The sequence below is a fragment of the Myroides injenensis M09-0166 genome, from assembly GCF_000246945.1.
Lineage (GTDB): Bacteria > Bacteroidota > Bacteroidia > Flavobacteriales > Flavobacteriaceae > Flavobacterium > Flavobacterium injenense.
In genome coordinates this window covers 1-20,903 of sequence record NZ_BAEX01000039.1, presented here as the reverse complement: position 1 = coordinate 20,903, position 20,903 = coordinate 1, and the positions used below count along the sequence as shown (strand labels likewise).

Sequence of the window (20,903 nt, the reverse complement as noted above, 5' to 3'; positions counted from 1 at the left end):
CATACTCTTTTTTTTTGTACCTTTTCAATACAAAGAATTGATTTTAAGTTGCTTATGCTTTATTATGGTTTTTTATAACAAACAGTAAATATGTGGTAAGCCTTGTATTCATAGGACTTTTACACGTTTCCTTCAACAGTTCTTCAACACTTCTTCAAGATTACTGCATCTAAGAGGCTGTTTGTTGAAGCAATGTTGAAGAAGTGTTGAAGCAGTGTTAAAGAAATAGGTTTTAAGACACTATAAATAATGTAAAGAAGAGAAATGAAATAGAGGTATCTATTTTAAAATAATGGTAGCGTATTGCATTCAAATACCATTATTTTTAAGTATCTGATTAAGTAATAAGTGATTTGATGTAGAAAAGAATAGATTAGATAAGGTGATTTTTCAAAGCGCTTATCATAACAACCTAATTAATATACTGGAAAATTTAAAGAAAAGAGAGTTAATCCATCTTTTCTATGATATGTCAGATAACCATTGTGCATTTCGACAATATTTTTGGAAAGTGGCAAGCCGATACCAGCACCTTCTTCTCTAGTGGTGTAAAAAGGTATAAATATTTTATCTTTGATTTCTTCAGCTATTCCTTTTCCATTATCTATAATATCAACAAATACTCTATTGTTTTTTTCATAAAGCTTAATTGCTATTAGTTTGTTAGATTCCTTATGAACAGCGTGCATTGCATTTGTTAATAAGTTAATGATGACTTGTTCCATTTGCTGAGGGTCCCATAATTGTATAATTGGTTCATCAATTTCTAGTTCAATAGTAATATTGTTATTTTTAAGTATAGGAATTAATGTTTCAACACTGTTTTGAATTAGTTTTTTTACCTGAATTGCCTTCTTTTTTGGAGAAGGTAACATCGTTAATTTTCGATAATTATCGATGAATTGTTGTAAGTGATTAGTGCGATTTACAATGGTATTTATACTTAGTTTTATATCTTCAATATCGTCTTCTGTTAACTTATTTTCTTCGTTTAGAATCTCTTGTGTATTATGTGCTAATGAATGGATAGGAGTGAGTGAATTCATGATTTCATGCGAAATAATTTTCATTAAATTTTCCCATGTATCTTTCTCTTTTTTATCTAATACCTTTTGTATAGAGTCTAGTAGTGCTATAAAATATTCTTGATCTTGGCTTATCGTTGTTGAGGTTTGTAGAATGAAAGTTTGTTTTTCTTCTGTTTCTATTTTGATATCTAATGTTTCTTTTGACTCCTTGAAGTTTAGTTGTTCGATATGTTGCGTTAATGAAGGGAGTAATCTTTCTAGATTAATCCATGATTTTACTTTTGGAATATCAAACAAGTTGGCAAAATAGTCATTCATTAAAAAGACATCCCATTTATCTTCTTTTTTTTCTAGAATAATAATGCCTGTTTCTATATTGTTTAGAATATTTAGATACACAAGTTCTCTGACTTCATTTTTTTGCTTTTGTTCTTGTAATTTTTGATAGAGAAGTTGAAGATTATTTAAAGATTCATTTGCTTGCGGTTTATTTGATTTTAGCGAGTAATCATCATATATCATTGCTAATACAATGCGATCAATGGTGCTATAGTATTTTTTCTGATGAAAGTAAAATTCTATAAATAAGGCAACAATACCGCAAATAATAAATATAAAAGAGTAAAACAGCTGTTCTGTATATAGATACATTGCTACGATAGCGAGTAATAATATAATTATTACGCGTATAAATGCTCTAGCATGGAATGAAACGTTCATCATTACTATTAACTTTTGATGTTATACTTTTCTAATCTTCGATATAATGAAGCTCTTGAAAGCCCTAATTCTTCTGCTGTTTGACTTATATTTCCATTGAATTTTTCTAAAGCTTTTAGAATTGATGTTCGCTCCAGATCTTGTAATGTATTTTCTTCTATTTCTATCTCATTAATCATTGAAAGAGAAATGCCAAAGTCATTAATTTTTAGTTCTTCTTCATCAGTTAGTATTAAGGCTCTTTCAACTCTATTTTGCATCTCTCTAATATTTCCTTTCCAATCGTAGTTTTCAAGATATTGAATTGTATTACTATTGATTTGAGGGATGTCCCTATCGTATTTAGCAGCATATTCATTGACAAAAAAATGAAGCAGAGGACCAATATCCTCTTTTCTTTCTCTTAAAGGAGGTAGACTTAAACTCACTGTGTTTATTCTATAAAAAAGATCCTCTCTAAAAAGTTTAGCCGCAACTTCTTGTTCGATATCAATATTAGTAGCTGTAACAATACGTATATCTACCGGTCTTTGTTTTGATTCACCTAATCGAATTACACTTTTAGACTGAATAACCTGTAGTAGTTTAGATTGGAGGTGAAGGGGAACATTCCCTATTTCATCAAGAAAAATTGTTCCACCATTGGCAGCCTCAAATCTACCTTCTGTATCTTGTTTAGCATCTGTAAAAGCCCCTCTCGCATATCCAAATAATTCGCTTTCAAACAGATTTTCGTTTAAAGCTCCAAGGTCTACATGTATGAACGGTTGATCTTTTCGGGCGGAGTTGTCATGGATATATTTAGCTAAGACATATTTACCTGTACCATTTTCACCTAGTATTAATACATTCACGTCTGTTTTGGCTACGCGATTTGCCATTGTATATACTTTTTTGATACTAGGAGCTTCACCTATAAACATTGACGTTTGGTGAGAGGTATTTTGTTCTAGAAGTTCTTTTTTGCGTGCTTGTTTAACAGCTCCTTTTACGGTTTGAATAAGTGCTTCATTGTCCCAAGGTTTTAATATATAGTCTATAGCTCCTAATTTTATACCTTCTACTGCTGTTTCAATATTTCCATAAGAGGTCATTAGGATAATTTGAGTCTGGGGTGATATTTTCTTAATTTCTTTAAACCAGAAAATGCCTTCCTTACCATCTTCAAAACCTACTCTATAATTCATATCTAAGATTACAACATCTATATCAGATTCATTGAGATATTCAATTATTTTTTTGGGGTTAGTATTGGTATTAACTGTTTCAAAATGTCTTTTAAGCAACATTTTAGCAGCAATTAATATCTCAGAATTGTCATCAAGTACAAGAATGTTAGCAATAATCTTTCTCATAGGTAGTGTATAGTATTTCAAAAGCGAACAATAAGGTGTTCATTATCGGACACTTTGTTTTTAATGTTATTTACAATGAATTGTAATTTAGGCTGTTAACTTATATTAATGGCTTGGCATGTTATTGTATGTATAGTTAATAAATACATATAAAATGGACAGAGCACTTCCTCGTAAAAATAGAAAAAAAGTTAAAGCATTAGTAATTGTATTTGGAATAATACTTTTAACTTTTGCTACCTATTTTACTTTCTTTCAAAAGGTTGTTCTGAATGTAGATAAAAAAGAGTTACGTATTCGTCAAGTTACTGATGATTATTTTGAGGAATATATTTCTTTTCAGGCACAAGTAGAACCTTTGCACTCAATGTTAATTAATATTGTAGAAGGAGGAGCGGTTCAAGAGCGCTTTGTAGAAAATGGAGCTATGATACAAAAAGGAGAACCATTAGTAAGGTTATATAATCCTACGACGGAGTACAACTTTATGTCGCAAGAGAATTCATTAATTGAACAAATGAATAGCTTAAATGTCAGTAAAATGAATATTCGTAATCAAGAGATTAATTTGACAAAAGACTTGATTAGTGTACAACATGATTATAAAGAGGCAGAATTGCAATATGAGTTGAACAAAAAACTTTACGAACAAGAAGTACTATCAAAAAGTGACTGGGATAGAACAATAGAGACATATCGTTACCAAAAAGAGCGTAAAACATTAATAGAAGAGAGCATTGCAAAGGAAAAGCTTACAAACTCTGTTCAATTACAACAGATTGAAAGTTCTATTCAAATAATGAATAAAAGTCTGCATAAGCTTAGAGAGAATAAAGAGAATTTTCTTTTGACAGCGCCAATCTCTGGGAGATTGTCCTCTTTTGATGTTATTCTAGGAAAGACTTATCCGGCAGGTGAAAGTATTGGTAAAATAGACGTGATGGAAGGTTATAAATTAGTAGCGCAAGTGGATGAGTTTTATCTAGAGAAAGTGATGATTGGACAGAAAGGGCAGATTGATATGAAAGGTGAAGTGATGTCAGTTGAAGTGAGAAAAATTATACCAGAAGTAAAAAGTGGACGCTTTGAAGTACAGTTAGAGTTTTTAACTGATAAAGAGTTGAAACTACAAGAGGGAAGTAGCTTTGGGGTGAAGTTGTTTTTGTCTGGAAAGGAAAAGAAAGTGCTTCTTGCAAAAGGTAATTTTTACCAAGATACAAAAGGAAAATGGGTGTATGTTGTAAGAGGTAATCAGGCACAAAGAAGGAATATAGAATTAGGACGCGAAAATCCAGCATATTATGAGGTAATATCTGGATTAGAAGTAGGTGAAGAGGTAATTGTCTCGAGCTATAAAGATTATTTAAGAGTAGAACATTTAAAAATAAAAGAATAATTATGGTAATATTAATTAACGATTTGTCTCGCATATTTCAAACAGAAGAGGTAGAGACAACAGCATTAAATAATGTTAATCTATCAGTGAAAAAGGGAGAGTTTCTCTCCGTTATGGGACCTTCTGGATGCGGAAAGTCAACTTTGCTAAATATCATAGGTTTATTAGATAGTGCTACTTCTGGAAGTTATAAACTTTTGGACAATGAGATGGTAGGTTTAACAGAAACTCAAAGAGCTAAAATTAGAAAAGAGAATATTGGTTTTATTTTTCAAAACTTTAATCTTATCGATGAGTTAAATGTATATGATAATATAGAATTGCCTCTGATTTATAATAAAGTACCAAGTGGAGAACGCAAAAAGAGAGTAATGGCAATTGCTGAACGCTTGAATATAGTTCACCGCTTAAAACACTATCCTCAACAGTTATCTGGTGGACAACAGCAAAGGGTAGCAGTAGGTAGAGCTTTAATTAATAATCCCAAAATTATTTTAGCCGATGAGCCTACCGGTAACTTGGATAGTAAAAACGGAGGGGAAGTAATGGAATTATTAACCGAATTACATCAGCAAGGAGCTACAATCATAATGGTGACCCACTCACATCATGATGCTTCTTATTCTGAGCGTACGATTTTAATGAAAGATGGGATGATTCTTTCAGAAAAGATCAATACGAAGATTGTTGATGTTTTTGCAGAATAATTAAATAGTTATGATACGTTTATTAATCACTTTTTTTATCACACTCTTATCTCTAATGATGAATGCTCAAGTAAAAAGCACTTTTACATTGGGATCTGCAGTGAATATATTGGATGTTTCTATGCCTATACAGGTGTATGTAGATGCTACAAAAGATTCTGATACTATCGAAATTGTTGCTGAAAAACAAGAAGGTATTGACTTAGTAAGATTAAGACAATTAGGAGATAAGTTAGTTATTGATTTTAGTTCAACAGCTAGAAATACAAAGGCAAATAATCTCGGAAAAATACAAGTTTATATTTCTCAGAAGTCAATTGAAAAGTTTAGTGTTAGTACAGTAGCAAAAGTAATAGTTGAGGGAAGATTAAAGGTAGATAATGCTATTTTATCTTTAGATTCAAGTAGTTCTCTTACGGCAGACGTCACTGCAAAAACAGTTGGAATAAATATGGATTCTGCATCTAAATATACAGGTAATATCACAGCTAAAACAATTAAAGTAAATATAGATTCAGCAGCAAAAGCTACTGTTAGTGGAGATACAGAGAACTTAACTGTGAATGTAGATAGTGCTGGGACATTTGATGGGAAAGAATTAAAAGCTAAATATGTAAAAGTAGAGGCAGATTCTATGGGGAAAGCTGAGGTTTATCCTACAGAAAGCTTAAATGCTTACGCAGATTCAATGGGTAAGGTGATTTATCACAATACTCCAAAAGAGATAAAGAAATATACTGATTCGATGGGATCTGTAAAGTCTAAATAGATAATATGCTTAAGAATTGGCTTAAACTATATATCGCTTTTATTAATAAGTCTAAGTACTTTTTTCTATGGAATATCTTAGGATTATCCATAGGGTTAACCTCTGTGGTATTAGCAATTATTCATTATCAAGATGAGTATGCCTATAATAGATGGATACCTACGGTGGATCAGATTTATGAAGTAAATATAGATATTGGTTCAGATGCTAATTCTATTTATGTGCCTGCTGCTATTGGTCCTGAGTTGTTCCAGAATGAGATCATTGAAAATTATTGTTATTTCGCTTTAGAGTATATAGAGTTTTATACTGAAAGTGAGAGTTATAAGGGCGTACAAGGTGGAATATTAAATACTCAAAAGACGTTTTTTAAGTTTTTCCCTTTTGAGTTTGTCTATGGAAGCAATAATGATATTTTTAAAGAAGAATATTCAATTGCTATTTCTGAGGAAGTATCTAAAAGATATTTTGGAGAAAGTAATCCTGTCGGTCAAAAATTATCTTTAGCCCATCAATCTTATATCGTAAAAGGAGTCTATAAAACGGATAAAAATGCAACTATACTGCCAAAAATAGTAGTAGCTAATATTGAATGGAATAATCAAGTAAGTCCTCTTTTGTGGAAGGAAAATATTGGAGGTTTGTTAATTAAGAAGAAGTCAACAACAGTACTTAATCAACTAGCTGATTTAATTGCTTCTTCCTATAAAACAAATAAACGTATTAATAAGTTTTTTGAGGAGGGAGAGGAAGTAAATATTAATCTAACTTCATTAAAAGAGGGGCGATTTATTTCTAAACAAACTTCCCTATTAGAAGGAAGAATAAAATTAGAAACACTACGATTAATTATTGCTTGTTCTGTTCTCATTTTTGTATTAAGTATTGTCAATTACATTAGTCTAAACCAGGCGAGTATATTATCAAGGGCTAGAGAACTAAGTATTCGAAAAATAGTAGGAGCTAATAAATGGCAAATGATTTTTCAAATACTGTTTGAAACTATGCTGACAGTGTGTTTAGCTTTATTGCTTTCTTTTGTATTTATTGAGATAAGTTTACCAATCTATAATCAATTTTTATATAAAACTTTAGTTTTTTCATTGTCATTTGGATTATTGATATCATTAGTGTTAGGTATAATTATAATCCTTTTAGGAGGTATAGTACCTGCTTTATATGCTAATTACGTTGCTAATAAAACTCTTGAAAATAGATTGAATACGCCAGTAACAAATTCTTTTAAGAGGTATATGATATTAGTAGTTGTTCAAATGATTATTGCTTTTTTCTTTATGATTGCCTCCTTTGTTATTCATGAGCAAGTACAATATCTAAAAAAGCAACCTTTAGGATTTGAACAAGAAGAAGTACTGCAAATAAAATTATATACGCAGTCTATCAAGCGTAAGTTATATAGGGAAACTAAAGTTATAGATTATCTCAAGCAAATACAAGGTGTAGAAGGTGTTGCTCTATCTACGTTGTCATTTAAAGATAAGACTATTACGAGTAATCGCACAGCATATTATGGACAACAACAGATTAATGATTTTGTTTTTGAAGGAATCGATAGTGAATATATTGACCTTTTAGGTTTCAAAATATTAGCAGAAGAACTAAATATTCCTGCCGAGTTATCAACTGTTATAGTTAATAAACAATTCATTAATAAGTTGGGACTTAGCGCAGAAGAAGTTATAGGGCAGGTAATTTCTTATGATGGGAATACGTATGTTATTCAGGCAGTGATAGATGATTTTTTTAATAATGGCTTTGAGCAAAGAGTAAAACCAACCATTTTATTTGATTGGCGTGATATAGACTTTTTGCCTTATACGATAGAATCTTTATCAATTAAGATTGATGAAAAGCAAAAAGAAGAAACATTAGAGCGTATTAGAGCTTTTTGGATTGTAAATATAGATATAGAGTATCCTTTTGAGGCAAGTACTATTAGAGAACAAATAGCTCAAACTTATGAAAGAATAGTTGCACAACGCAATATGTTTTTACTCTGGAATATAGCAGTAGTATTGATTACTCTTTTTGGGGTTTACGCAACGATGTCATTTATTCTTGAACAAAAATTAAAAAGTTTAGTCATACGTAAAATATTAGGAGCAACTGCTCCAAGTTTATTAGTGCAGTTAATATTGCCTTTTGTAATAACAATAATGATTGCTTTTTTAATTGCTATTATTCCAACTTATCTATTGTTAGATAATTGGTTACAAAGGTTTTATTATAGACAAGAATTAACAGTAGTACTATTTATTATTTCTCTCTTGTGGATTTTGTTAATTGTAGTCATTCTGCTAGTAACGAAGGTATTGTCTACTTTAAATTTTAAAATAATTAATTATATAAAACGCGAATAGTTATGCTTAAAAATTGGTTGAAAATATATTGGTACAATGCAATGAAGCACAAGGTTTACTTCTTGTTGACAATTGTTGGGTTGGCTATTGGTATGTCTTCTTTTATTATAATGGCATTGTACTATCAGGAGGAAAAAGCTTATGATAATTGGAATGAATATAAGGATCGTATTTTTATTATAGAAACTAAGATTACGCCAACAGATAGTTGGCCTATGCTTTCTTTACCTTATGGAGCAGCGTTGAAAAATTTAACTCCTGAAGTAGAGGAGTATATGTATATGGGGAGTAATTATCGAAAAGGTATAATGGTATGGGAAGGTAAGAAGATATTGTATGAAAAAGCAATTGCTGCTCAATCTAATTTCTTTAATTTTTTTCCATTTGAGATTATTAAAGGAGATAAACAAAACCCATTTAGTGGACCAAATCAAATTGTAGTGAAAGATTCTTTTGCGACATTAATATTTACTGATAAAAATCCATTAAATCAAACTGTGACAATAGACGATAAAGACTATACTATAGTTGGTATTTATTCTAATAATGGTGTTAGTAGTTCTGTTGATAGTAACATGATTTTTAATACTCTAGATGAATCAGAAAAAACTGCAATAAAATATGAAAATTGGGGAGACTTTGGTGAGGCATTGTGGGTCAAGCTAAGGGATAAAAATGATAAAGATGTTATAATACGTAATTTAAAGACGGTTTATAATGAAAATGTTATAAAAAGAATAGCAAAAAATGCAGGACAAACTTCAGAAGAGTTTATTAAAGATAATTCGATTTTTCCATTAGAATTTTATTTACATGAATTAGAAAGTTTGCGATTGATCAAAAATGTCGATATTAATGGTACACCTGAAGGAGCTGCTAATGCAATGCGAATCTATATTGCATTAGTATTATCGCTACTGATTTTACTATTGGCTATTTTTAATTACATTAATATTACTACTGTTCAGGTTATGAATAGAGGTAAAGAAATAGGAATGCGTAAAACACTTGGTGGTGGATATTCTCTATTTTTATGTCAAATATATTTAGAAACGATACTTACGGTTCTTATCTCTTTATTATTAACGTTTGGTTTGATAGAATTTTTTCTTCCAACACTTAGAGTATTCTTTAATGCCTCTTTAAGTTTTAGATTATTTTATTATCTGCCTCAAGTCTTATTTTTTGTAATAATAGTAGTGGTTTTGGGAGGAACGATTCCTACGCTTTATGTTTTAAGTTTTAAAACATTAGAGATGCTAAAAGGAAATCTAAAGAAGAGTAAAAGAGGTATATGGTTTAAAAATGCTCTATTGATTACTCAGTTCGTTATAGCATGCTTTTTCATCATAGGTTCAGTGATTGTTAATGAGCAAGTAAAATATATGCTGAATAAAGATCTAGGTTTTAAATCTAATCAGATTATTGCATTGCCATTTGAATACAAGTCAACTAAGAATGGAAATAGTGATATATATGAACTCCTTCAAAGAGAATTAGGAAAAGTGAAAGGAGTAGAAGATGTTTCAACCTGGTCACTTCGTATGGGAGGAGGAAGCTATGCCTCTTCCAGCTATCTCTATAATGGTAATACGATACAAGCAGGGGTTGCTGCTATGGATTATAATTTTCTAGACGTATTTGAAATACCAATTAAGGAAGGTAGAGCACTCACGAAAAATTTAGCAAGCGATTCTATCACTAATGTTTTGCTAAGTGAGAAGGCTTTATCACTGATGCAAGAAAATGAACCAATTGGAAAAGAGTTTGATTGGAATAACAAACGATTTACAATAGTTGGTGTAGTGAAAGACTTTAATGTTTTTGGCTTACAAGAAGATTATAAACCATTAATATATTTGTCTTTAAATACTGTTCCATGGGTTAAAAATAACATTGGGGAATTATACATAAAGATTAATACAAAAAATATATCAGAAACAATTGAAGCCATAGAAAAGGTTTGGAAAGAGCATAAGATTTCTGATTATCCTTTTAGCTACGAATTCATAGACAAGCGTTTTGAAAATACTTATAATAAGACAATACAAGAGCGCAATATGTTTATGGTTTTGAATCTAATAGTAGTGTTTACTGCTTTGTTTGGATTATATGCTTTAGCTTCCTTCTCTATAAGTTCAAAATTAAAAGAGGTTGCAATACGAAAAGTATTAGGAGCAAGCATACCAAGTATAATGAAACAATTGTCTTTGGAATATATTATTTATTGTTTAATAGGTTTTATAATTGCCTTATTTCCTTCTTATTATCTTTTAAATAGTTGGCTTAGTGATTATGCATTTCGTATACAGATAGGTGTTTTTCCTTTCATATTGTGTTTTTTATTAATACTTGTTTTGACGTTAACGATTGTTTTATATAAATCTTATATGGCAACAAAAGTAGATGTTTTAAAATATATAAAACACGAATAGTTATGCTAAAAAATTGGTTGAAAATATATTGGTACAATGCAATGAAGCACAAGCTTTATCTCTTGTTGACAATCATTAGTTTGGCAGTAGGTATAGCTTGCGTCGTTCTGTCTTTTATGTACTATGAAGAAGAATCTAGTTATGATCAGTGGAATCCTTATAAGGATGAGGTTTTTGTTATCTCCTCTCAATTAGATGAGGAGACCATTTGGATGAAATTACCTTATCCTTTTGGCGATAAAATAAAAGAATCTTCCGATGTAGTAGATTATACCTATGTCAATAATTACTATGACGAAGGATTAATTAAAGTTGAGGGACAGGAAAAAGAAATAAGTCATCTTTTAGAAGTTCAGTCTAATTTTTTTGATTTTTTTCCTTTTGATATCATAGAAGGAGATAAGAAAGAGCCTTTCTCAGGAATGAATACTGCAATAATTAGAGATAAAGTTGCAGCCTATTTATTTGGAGATAAAAGTCCTATTGGAGAGGTTGTTAAATTTGAGCAAGAAGACTTTATTATAACTGGCGTTTATTCACTAGAAAATAAAAAAAGTTCTATTAATGCTAGTATTTTAATCAATAGTCAGGATAAGAATATTAAAGAGAATGAAAGCTGGGGAAATTTTGATAGTACTATATGGCTAAAATTAAGAGATGTTAATAAAAAGAGTAATGTAGAAAAATTATTATATGATCTAAATATCGATAACTTATATCGTCGATTAGCGAAGGAAGAAGGTATTTCTATAGAGGATTATTTAAAGAATGAAAATGTAATTCTTTTTAATCTTCATCCATTAAGTGAACAGCACTTAGTAGGAAATCAATATCTTAATGGAACTCCAGAAAGGGGTGCTAATATACGAATGTTGAAAACAGTAATAGTATTATCTATTCTAATTTTGTCTTTATCGATTTTCAACTATATCAATATATCAATGGCACAGTTGATAAAAAGAGGCAAAGAAATTGGTATTCGAAAATCGTTAGGTGCAACAAAAAGAAACTTGTGGTCACAATCAGTTTTGGAATCTGGAATCACAACATTTTTATCAATGCTGGTTTCATTAGTCATTATCGAGTTTGCCTTTCCTTATGTAAAAGTTTTTTTACTATCCAAAATGCAATTGGACTTAATTAGATTGCTGCCATCTTTGATTATAATTTTCTTTATTGTACTTCTTTTAGTTGGAGGTATACCTGCGTTGTTTGCAATGAATCTTGGCTCCATTAATAATAGAGAAAATAGATATGGTTTTTATTTGAAAGGTAAAATTTTAAAAAGAGGAATACTAGTGTTACAATTTACAGTTGCTAGTTTCTTTATTATAGGCGCTATGATTGTTCAGCAGCAACTTTCTTATATGTTAAATAAAGAATTGGGATTTAAGGGAGATCAGGTGGTTTCAGTTTACTTAGGTGGTAATATCCCGTGGGAGAAAAAAACAGAAACATACTTTAGCTTGAAAGAAGAATTACAGAATGTCGAGGGGGTAGCAGATGTTAGCACGAGTGCATTAATGTGGGATGCTGGAGCAAGTAGCAGTAGGCTATATTATGGAGAACGTTCAATACAGGTTGAGAATGGCGGGATAGATTTTAATTTTTTTGAACTAACAGGTATTGAACTAAAAGAAGGTAGAATGTTATCGTCTTCTTTTGCATCAGACAGTATTAATAATGTAGTCGTTAATGAAGAAATAGTAACTAAGCTTGACATCATTGACCCAATTGGAAAGGTGGTTAATTGGAATGATAATCTGTTTACAATTGTTGGAGTCGTAAATAATTATCATGTTTTTGATTTAAAAAATGAGTATCCTTCAACTATTTTCATGTATTTAAAAACAATCCCATGGATTGGAAATACTGTCAATTTTGTTTTTTTGAAATTGGATATGGAAAATGTTGATAAAACCATGATGGAAGTTGAAAAAATAATGAATAAGAGAGGGGTTGTGAGTGGGGGACTGAGTTATGAATTTTTAGACAAAACATTTCAAAAGAATTTTGGTTCAACTATAAGAGAGCGCAATGCTTTTTTAGTTCTAAATGGGATTGTTGTATTCATAGCATTATTTGGTCTATACAGTCTTGCCTCTTTTAATATCAATAATAAACTGAGAGAAGTAGCAATACGAAAAGTACTAGGTGCAAATCAAATAGGATTGTTAAGACTGCTTTCAAAAGAATATTTTGTTTTAGCCGTGATAGGATTTTTTATAGCAATTTTCCCGAGTTACTTTTTCTTAAATCAATGGTTAAACGAATATGCTTTTCGTATTAATATTAGTGTGATTCCTTTTATACTGTGTTTTTTATTAATACTTGTTTTGACGTTAGCTATTGTTTTATATAAATCTTATAAAGCAACGAAAGTAGATATTCTTAAATATATAAAATATGAATGATTGGCTGTAACAAATATGATGTTATGGACTACTTATTAAATAATATTAACCATTAAAAAAATTATAAAAATGAAAAGAATTTTATTATTTATTATGCTACTAGGCTGTAGTAGCCTTTTTGCACAAGTAAAAGAAACACGTTCGGTAGATGACTTTAACAAGGTGAAATCATCACAATCAATCAGAGTGGAGTTTACCTATGGAGCTCCTAAAAATGTTGTAATTGATGCTGATGATGAAGAATTATTAAAGCTGGTTAAGACAGAAGTAGACTCTAATGGTCAACTCTCTATCTATATTGATAATAAGAGAACCAAAGAAAAAAAGAATAAGAAAAAGTTCGTTTTTAATAATGTTTCTTTTAATAATGTGACAGTATATATTAGTAATCCTGTGCTTGAAGAGGTTCAGGTGTCATCATCTTCACGTTTTAATTTAGTGAATGCTGCAAAAGCTAAAGATTTTTATGTAAAAACAAGTAGTTCTGCCAGATATAGTGGTGAACTTATGCAAACAGATAATCTTAAGATTGTAACAAGTTCTTCGTCAAGTGCCTCAGGTTCTTTCGAAGTAATTAATAAAGCAGATATAAGTTCTAGTTCATCTTCATCCCTAGATATTAGTTTGAAAACTAATAAAGTTGATTTTAGCGCAAGTAGTTCATCAGTAATTAAGGTAAGTGGGGAAGCTAGAGATACAGGAGCAACTGTATCTAGTTCTGCTAGAATTAAAGGAGATGCTTTTAAGACGCAATATCTAGATGGAAAAGCAAGTTCTTCTGGGGCAATGATTTTCGAGGTTTCAGATGAGGTAAACGGAAAAGCAAGTTCTTCAGGTCGTATTCAATATACTGGAAGTGCTCAACGAATAAATGTTTCAACCTCTTCTTCAGGTTCGGTAAAAAAAGTTAATTAACAGTACTTCAATAAGGGTTTCAATGATTAATAATTGGTTTAAATTATATGCAAGGCATTTTTGGAAAAATAAGTTCTTTTCAATACTGAATTTATTGGGGCTGTCAATTGGTATAGCGGCTTTGGTAATGGTATTACTGTATTGGAATAATGAACATAGTTATAATCAATGGAATCCTTATAAAGATAGGGTGTATGAAGTGTATAGAGTTGATGGGGAGGAAGGAAGAATAAGTCCATGGGTACCTGCCCCAATAGTGACAAAATTAGAAGAGCTATCAGATATATTAGATAGTTATACTTTGTTGTGGAATTATGTAGAGAAGCTTAGTATACAAATAGATAACAAGAAAGAATTTATTTATAATTTACAAGATCATCAAGCCACTTATCTAGATATGTTTCCTTTCCCGGAAGTATTCGGTTCAATTAAAGATTTTCAAGAAAACAAATTTGATGCAATTGCTTTAGAAAGAAAACAAGCAGAACGTTTATTTGGGATAGGAACCGACCCTACGGGCAAAGAAATTATAATTGATGGAGGAAAAAGATTGTTTATTCGTTTAGTATATGAAATACCACCACTTACTTCTGAAGCTCCTTTAGCTTTTATTTCATACAGCGGAGAACAGATGATTATTGATAATAATGATGTTTGGAGTGATTATAATTATAAGTTGTTAATTAAACTGAAAGAAGGAATAGCCTTAGAATCAGTTAAAAGTAGATTAACAAATACACTTTTTAAGCCTTTTTTAAATAGAGATTCACAGCGAATAGGTATTAGTGAAATAGAATATAAAAAAAGATTTGTTAAGAATGATCCAATTGTTTTTTTTGATTTAAAAAGTTCACATTTAAATCCTAGATCTCAAATATTTGGTAGTGGCTCTAATTCAAATAAGATATTAAATAGTATGCTAGCAGTATCTTCATTGATATTGCTATTAAATATATTGAATACTATTAATCTCACAATAGTAAAGAATTTTAAACGCATCAAAGAAGTAGGAATTAGAAAAACTTTAGGAGGTACTAAAGCAAATATTTTATTTCAATTTGTTTTTGAAACCTTTTTTACCGTCTTATTAGCATTTATTATTGGACTAGTTCTAGTAGAGATTTTAACTCCTTTTTTAAACCTGCTAGTAGATAGAGAACTTAGATTTAATATAAGTCAGTCCTTTTATTTATTAATAATATTATTTATTGTAATATTTATATTAACAGCTTTTTTACCAGCAATTTTTATTGCTTCTCTGAAGCCAAACTATGTTTTAAAAGGTAATATCTTAAGAAGTAAATCAATTATATCATTAAGAAATATCTTGTTAGTACTACAATTTATAATAGCTTTTTTCTTTTTGAGCTTATCCCTTTTGATGAATAAGCAGGTGAATTATTTAATACATCAAGATATTGGTCTTAATGGAGACCAAATCATTAATATTAGATTTAATTTATCTGGGCTTCAGAATCGCTATGAGGTGTATAATTCTTTTAGAGAAGATTTGTTGAAAATTAACGGTGTAGAATGCATTGCAGCTCATTCTCTAGAGTTTGGTGGAAATCTTGGTAGTTCTTCTACTAACTTTATTGATGGTAAAACTTTATATAGTGGGAATATTATTATTGATTATAGCTTTTTGGATTTATTTCAAATTGATTTAAAAGAGGGAAGATTTTTTGATCCAAATTCAAAAACAGATGGTCAAACAAAAGTATTGGTAAATGAAGCTTTTGAAAATGAGGTTAATTTTAAAGATGGAGTTATTGGTAAAGATATTCGATGGAATGGCAACTATTTTAAAGTTATTGGTGTAATTAAAAACTTTAATACTGGCGGAGTAGGAGTTGAAGCAACACCTCAGACTTATTTTTTAGGAAATGCTGCTGATTGGTTTCATCATCTAATGGGAACAGTATCTATTAAAGTTGATACAAAGGATGTACAGCAAACAATTTCAAAAATTGAAAAGTTTTGGAACCAACGTGTGGATTTAGTTTATCCTATGGAATATGGTTTTGCAAATGATCAATTTGCTAATACTTATAGGAAAGCTATCTATCAAAAAACATTGTTTTTGGTTTTGATGTTCGTATCAATATTTATTGCTCTACTAGGTTTATTAGCAGTTGTATCTTTCAGTATCGAAAATCGTTTAAAAGAGGTAGCTATTAGAAAAGTATTAGGGGCTGATAGAAAAGAATTGATAATTGGTCTTTCTAAAAAGTATCTTATTTTATGTGTGTTTTCTTTTATCATATCTATATATCCGGTCTATTATGCAATTAATTTATGGCTAGAGGATTTCGTTTATCGAATAGATATCACTGTTTTTCCTTTTCTATTAGGATTTATTATATTATCAATTTTATCTGCTTTTTTAGTAGTTTGGAAGTCTTGGCAAGCCACTCAAGTTAATGTTTTAAAATATATTAATTATGAATAAGTATTTAATTGTTTTTATAAGTATATTCTTGAGTCAATTTATGTTTGGACAAGAAGTACTTACCTTGGAAGATTGCATTCAACTTGGCAAAGAAAATAGCTATAAAATAATGGTAGCTAGATTAGAAACTCAAGTAGTTGAAAAACAAAAGCAAAGTTTAGCTTCTTATTATTTGCCTTCAGTAAATCTTAATGGTACTCAAGGATATAATTATGGGTCTACGATTGACCCTAGTAGCAATAGTCGAGTAAGTTCTAATATTGCATCAACGCAGTTTTCTATTGATACTAGTGTCCAGTTATTCGATTGGTCAAATTTCATTGAAAATGAACAAAACAAATTAGCTATTGATTATGCAACATTGAGTGAGCAAGAAGTTTTATATTATTATCATACAAGTATTCTAGAATTGTTTTTTGAGATACTTGGTCAGCAAGAATATTTAAAAATACAACAGCTTCAGTTAATAAATAGTGAAGTCAATTATAATAGAGTAAAGAAAGAGGTAGAGGCTGGTGCAAAGCCCCAAAGTGATTTGTATGATATTGATTATATCTTTCATAGTGAACAAATAGCAATAGAACAGACAAAGGATAATTTATATAATCAAAAGCTTAAGTTAGTTCATTTACTTAATCAAGAAAACAAAGAACCTAAAGAATTTGAGTTATCACTTAATTCGGAATCTATTGGATTTTTTTCGGAATATGTATTTAATCCAATACTTGAAAAAGCACGATTAAATAGTGAATTATTACAAAAGGACATCGCATTATTAAGGGCGAAAAATTTACCTACTTTATCTGCTACTTATCAATTTGGTTCTTTTTATTCGAAACCCTTCAATAGCAATTTAGACGTAATGATAAATACTTTCTCTAAACAACTTGGCGATAATAAAAATCATGCAATAGGATTGCGACTTTCGATACCTATTTTTCAAGGGGGATCGGTGAATAGAAGTCTAGCTAAAAAGAGAAAAGAGATTGAGCTAAATGCTTTGAAAATAAGGGAACAAGAAAGTGTTTTAGCGCAACAAAACAAAGAGATAGAAGATGTGATTCAACAACTTTTTTTATTAGATAAAAAGTTGAGAGACAATATGGAATTATCGAAGAAATCATTTACTACTACACAAGTGAAATATGAGAATGGTAAAGTCGATATTTTTTCCTTTAATGCTGCAAAAAATCAATTACTGAATGCTCAATTTACATTGATTAAAAATGATTTGAATAGAAACTTAATGAGTAAAAAATTACAGTTAAATAATACAAATACATTGTAATACAAGATTAATGTTGTTATTTATATTTAGAATATATTAACACTAAAATCTCAATATTTCCTACTATCTTTGCGTAAGACTGTTATTATATTAATTTGTTGAAAACTAATCTTATATAATGAAATTAGATAGAAAGGAAATTCTTAAAGCATTGGAAACTATTTCAGTAGCTGGAGAAGGAAAAAATATGGTAGAGAGCGGTGCAGTTAGCAACGTTATGACATTTGGAGATGAAGTAGTAGTGGATTTAGTATTATCTACGCCTGCTTTACACATAAAGAAAAGAGCTGAAGTTGACGTGATGAAAGTGATACACGATCAAGTTTATGATAAAGCTAAAGTAAAAGTAAATATAAAAGTTGAAGCTCCTGAAAAACCTGAAATTAAAGGAAAAGCTATTCCTGGTATTAAAAATATCGTTGCTATTTCTTCAGGAAAAGGTGGAGTTGGTAAATCTACTGTAACTGCAAATATAGCAGCTAGTCTTGCTAATATGGGATTTAAAGTTGGTGTTTTAGACGCTGATATTTATGGTCCATCAATGCCTATTATGTTTGATGTAGAGAACGCAAAACCTATTTCTGTACAAGTTGATGGTAAATCAAAAATGAAACCAATATCAGCTTATGGAGTAGAGATCTTATCAATCGGATTCTTTACAAAAGGAGACCAAGCAATTATTTGGAGAGGACCAATGGCATCTAAGGCATTGAACCAGATGATTTTTGATGCAGACTGGGGAGAACTAGATTTCTTATTAGTTGACTTACCTCCTGGAACTGGAGATATCCATTTGTCAATAATGCAATCCTTGCCAATTACTGGAGCAGTTGTTGTTTCAACACCTCAAGCAGTAGCACTTGCTGATGCGAAAAAAGGTGTTTCTATGTTTATGTCTGAGAGCATTAATGTTCCAGTTTTAGGAATAGTAGAAAATATGGCTTATTTTACGCCAGCAGAACTTCCTGAAAATAAATATTATATTTTCGGTGAGAATGGAGCTAAGAACCTTTCAGAAGATTTAGAAGTACCTTTCTTAGGTGAAGTGCCAATTGTACAGAGTATTCGTGAAGCAGGAGACTACGGTCGTCCAGCTGCTTTACAAAATGATACTGTTGTAGCAAAGGTATTTGAAGAAATTAGCAGAAATGTTGTGGAACAAGTTGTTAAAAGAAATGACTCTCTACCTCCAACAGAAGCTATTAAAATTACTACAATGGCTGGTTGTTCAGCTACAGGAAAAAAATAAAGATAAATCGTATAGAAAATATGGCATCAGAGACTATCAAAGAAAACGTAATGAAAGCGTTAAATGAAATTCGCCCGTTTTTGCAAACTGACGGTGGTGATATTACTTTAATTGATATTATAGATGATAAGCACGTTCATGTCCGATTAGAGGGTGCATGTACAGCTTGTAGTGTAAATCAAATGACGCTAAGCGCTGGAGTAGAAACGACTATTAAGAAGTATGCTCCAGAGATTGAAACGGTAGTTAATGTTGGATAAAAATAAAATAGTCAATACTTAATAAAGACATTAATGGTGTTTTTTGAAGGTATTGACTTTTATCATTTCTAATAACAATTGCAAGGGAGAACTTTGCACAAAAGATTACTACATCATGATTGAAACCGATATAATAATTATTGGAGCAGGTCCTACAGGACTATTTGCTGTTTTTGAAGCTGGGCTTTTAAAACTTAAATGTCATTTAATAGACGGACTTCCACAACCTGGAGGTCAATTGACAGAATTATATCCTAAAAAACCAATTTTTGATATTCCAGGATACCCTTCTGTAGGTGCTGCAGAGCTAATCGACAATTTGATGGAGCAAATCAAGCAGTTTCAACCTGGTTTTACACTTAATGAGGTTGCTGAAACTATCGAAAAGCTTGAAGATGGCACTTTTATAGTTACTACTAATAAAGGAACAAAACATCACGGTAAGGCTGTGGCTATTGCAGGTGGTTTAGGATCTTTCGAACCTCGTAAACCTGAATTGGAAAATATTAATTTCTTTGAAGAAAAAGGAGTTGAGTATTTTGTGAAAAAACCTGAGATGTTTGAAGGCAAAAAAGTGGTAATAGCAGGTGGTGGAGATTCATCGTTGGATTGGAGTATTTATTTAGCAGATTTAGCTGCAGAAGTTCATTTAGTGCATAGACGTAATGAATTTAGAGGAGCGTTAGATTCTGTAGAAAAAGTACAAGTTCTTAAAGACAAAGGAAAAATCAACCTAGTTACTCCAGCAGAAGTTGTAGAATTAAAAGGAACCGATAAACTTGAGTCTGTTGTTATTGAAAGAGAAGGAGAGAGAGAAGAAATTGTTTGTGATTACTTCATTCCTTTATTTGGATTAACACCGAAATTAGGACCTATCGCAGATTGGGGATTAGAGATAGAGAAAAATGCTATTAAAGTGAATAATGCATTAGATTATCAAACTAACATTCCTGGTGTTTATGCAATAGGTGATGTTAATATATATCCTGGTAAATTAAAATTAATTCTTTGTGGATTCCACGAGGCAACTTTAATGTGTCAAAGTGTTTATAATATGTTGAACCCAGGTAAGAAATTTGTTTTAAAATATACAACTGTGTCTGGAATTAATGGATTTGACGGTACTCGTAAAGAGGCTGAAAAAGCAGTTGTTAAATCTATAGAATAAGATGGCTGAAGATATCAAAATCACTATAATTGATAGAGAAGGTGTTCCGCATGAAGTTGATGCACCTACAGATATGGGTATGAACATTATGGAACTTGTACGTGCTTACGAACTTGTTCCTGAAGGTACTATCGGTATTTGCGGTGGAATGGCTATGTGTGCTTCTTGTCAATGCTATGTGATGAATGGTGATGAAGTAGAACTTCCTGAAATGAACCCTGATGAAGAGGCAATGCTTTCTGAAGCATTTAATGTAAAACCCAATAGTAGATTAGGTTGTCAAATACAATTAGAACCTAGTATCGAAGGTTTAGTCGTTGAATTAGCTCCTGAAGGTTAAGAATTCTTAGAAGACATTTTAAATAT

At 30.6% G+C, this 20,903-nt stretch carries 15 protein-coding genes; 13 read left to right on the top strand and 2 right to left on the bottom strand.

What is annotated here, in order from left to right; translation table 11 throughout:
- Positions 1 to 416: 416 nt before the first annotated feature.
- Entirely contained in the window at positions 417 to 1,748 is a 1,332-nt protein-coding gene (locus RH98_RS07970; RefSeq protein WP_010252815.1) for a sensor histidine kinase, read from the bottom strand.
- Between the two features lie 8 nt (positions 1,749 to 1,756).
- Positions 1,757 to 3,103, bottom strand: coding sequence for a sigma-54-dependent transcriptional regulator (locus RH98_RS07965; RefSeq protein ID WP_010252813.1), 1,347 nt, complete (start codon positions 3,101 to 3,103; stop codon positions 1,757 to 1,759).
- 154 nt (positions 3,104 to 3,257) lie between these two features.
- Here RH98_RS07965 and RH98_RS07960 point away from each other — a divergent pair, with 154 nt between their 5' ends.
- From RH98_RS07960 to RH98_RS07900, 13 genes are all read left to right on the top strand, one after another.
- Positions 3,258 to 4,499 carry an efflux RND transporter periplasmic adaptor subunit gene (locus RH98_RS07960; protein WP_010252812.1) on the top strand — a complete coding sequence of 414 codons (1,242 nt, stop codon included), beginning with the start codon at positions 3,258 to 3,260 and terminating at the stop codon, positions 4,497 to 4,499.
- A 2-nt stretch (positions 4,500 to 4,501) separates the two neighbouring features.
- Entirely contained in the window at positions 4,502 to 5,206 is a 705-nt protein-coding gene (locus RH98_RS07955) for an ABC transporter ATP-binding protein (RefSeq protein ID WP_010252811.1), read from the top strand.
- A 10-nt stretch (positions 5,207 to 5,216) separates the two neighbouring features.
- Positions 5,217 to 5,975, top strand: a complete 759-nt coding sequence (locus tag RH98_RS07950) for a GIN domain-containing protein (protein WP_026038805.1) — start codon at positions 5,217 to 5,219, stop codon at positions 5,973 to 5,975.
- Between the two features lie 5 nt (positions 5,976 to 5,980).
- Entirely contained in the window at positions 5,981 to 8,356 is a 2,376-nt protein-coding gene (locus tag RH98_RS07945; RefSeq protein ID WP_010252809.1) for an ABC transporter permease, read from the top strand.
- 2 nt (positions 8,357 to 8,358) lie between these two features.
- On the top strand, positions 8,359 to 10,791 hold the full coding sequence (locus RH98_RS07940) for an ABC transporter permease (RefSeq protein WP_010252808.1): 2,433 nt from the start codon (positions 8,359 to 8,361) through the stop codon (positions 10,789 to 10,791).
- A gap of 2 nt (positions 10,792 to 10,793) precedes the next feature.
- Positions 10,794 to 13,205, top strand: a complete 2,412-nt coding sequence (locus RH98_RS07935; RefSeq protein ID WP_010252807.1) for an ABC transporter permease — start codon at positions 10,794 to 10,796, stop codon at positions 13,203 to 13,205.
- A 69-nt stretch (positions 13,206 to 13,274) separates the two neighbouring features.
- Positions 13,275 to 14,120 (top strand): GIN domain-containing protein, encoded by an 846-nt coding sequence (locus RH98_RS07930; protein ID WP_010252806.1) that lies wholly within the window; start codon positions 13,275 to 13,277, stop codon positions 14,118 to 14,120.
- A gap of 22 nt (positions 14,121 to 14,142) precedes the next feature.
- The gene (locus RH98_RS07925) at positions 14,143 to 16,572 is read left to right on the top strand and encodes an ABC transporter permease (protein ID WP_010252804.1); all 2,430 of its coding nucleotides are present in this window, start codon (positions 14,143 to 14,145) and stop codon (positions 16,570 to 16,572) included.
- Positions 16,565 to 17,860: a TolC family protein gene (locus RH98_RS07920; protein ID WP_010252803.1), complete on the top strand. Its 1,296-nt coding sequence runs from the start codon at positions 16,565 to 16,567 to the stop codon at positions 17,858 to 17,860. Before RH98_RS07925 ends, RH98_RS07920 begins: the two co-directional genes overlap by 8 nt.
- Before the next feature lie 118 nt (positions 17,861 to 17,978).
- Entirely contained in the window at positions 17,979 to 19,109 is a 1,131-nt protein-coding gene (locus tag RH98_RS07915) for an Mrp/NBP35 family ATP-binding protein (RefSeq protein WP_010252802.1), read from the top strand.
- Between the two features lie 20 nt (positions 19,110 to 19,129).
- A complete protein-coding gene (locus tag RH98_RS07910; protein WP_010252801.1) occupies positions 19,130 to 19,369 on the top strand; it encodes a NifU family protein in 240 nt (79 codons plus the stop codon).
- A 115-nt stretch (positions 19,370 to 19,484) separates the two neighbouring features.
- Positions 19,485 to 20,537, top strand: a complete 1,053-nt coding sequence (locus RH98_RS07905; protein WP_010252800.1) for an NAD(P)/FAD-dependent oxidoreductase — start codon at positions 19,485 to 19,487, stop codon at positions 20,535 to 20,537.
- A 1-nt stretch (position 20,538) separates the two neighbouring features.
- Positions 20,539 to 20,877, top strand: a complete 339-nt coding sequence (locus RH98_RS07900) for a 2Fe-2S iron-sulfur cluster-binding family protein (protein WP_010252799.1) — start codon at positions 20,539 to 20,541, stop codon at positions 20,875 to 20,877.
- Positions 20,878 to 20,903 lie beyond the last annotated feature (26 nt).

Bases quoted from the DNA above. Each gene is read 5' to 3' on its own strand.
- RH98_RS07905 (WP_010252800.1), top strand. From the start codon at position 19,485: ATGATTGAAACCGATATAATAATTATTGGAGCAGGTCCTACAGGACTA.
- RH98_RS07945 (WP_010252809.1), top strand. From the start codon at position 5,981: ATGCTTAAGAATTGGCTTAAACTATATATCGCTTTTATTAATAAGTCT.
- RH98_RS07955 (WP_010252811.1), top strand. From the start codon at position 4,502: ATGGTAATATTAATTAACGATTTGTCTCGCATATTTCAAACAGAAGAG.
- RH98_RS07935 (WP_010252807.1), top strand. From the start codon at position 10,794: ATGCTAAAAAATTGGTTGAAAATATATTGGTACAATGCAATGAAGCAC.
- RH98_RS07900 (WP_010252799.1), top strand. From the start codon at position 20,539: ATGGCTGAAGATATCAAAATCACTATAATTGATAGAGAAGGTGTTCCG.
- RH98_RS07915 (WP_010252802.1), top strand. From the start codon at position 17,979: ATGAAATTAGATAGAAAGGAAATTCTTAAAGCATTGGAAACTATTTCA.
- RH98_RS07940 (WP_010252808.1), top strand. From the start codon at position 8,359: ATGCTTAAAAATTGGTTGAAAATATATTGGTACAATGCAATGAAGCAC.
- RH98_RS07970 (WP_010252815.1), bottom strand. From the start codon at position 1,748: ATGAACGTTTCATTCCATGCTAGAGCATTTATACGCGTAATAATTATA.
- RH98_RS07965 (WP_010252813.1), bottom strand. From the start codon at position 3,103: ATGAGAAAGATTATTGCTAACATTCTTGTACTTGATGACAATTCTGAG.
- RH98_RS07910 (WP_010252801.1), top strand. From the start codon at position 19,130: ATGGCATCAGAGACTATCAAAGAAAACGTAATGAAAGCGTTAAATGAA.
- RH98_RS07925 (WP_010252804.1), top strand. From the start codon at position 14,143: ATGATTAATAATTGGTTTAAATTATATGCAAGGCATTTTTGGAAAAAT.
- RH98_RS07960 (WP_010252812.1), top strand. From the start codon at position 3,258: ATGGACAGAGCACTTCCTCGTAAAAATAGAAAAAAAGTTAAAGCATTA.
- RH98_RS07930 (WP_010252806.1), top strand. From the start codon at position 13,275: ATGAAAAGAATTTTATTATTTATTATGCTACTAGGCTGTAGTAGCCTT.
- RH98_RS07920 (WP_010252803.1), top strand. From the start codon at position 16,565: ATGAATAAGTATTTAATTGTTTTTATAAGTATATTCTTGAGTCAATTT.
- RH98_RS07950 (WP_026038805.1), top strand. From the start codon at position 5,217: ATGATACGTTTATTAATCACTTTTTTTATCACACTCTTATCTCTAATG.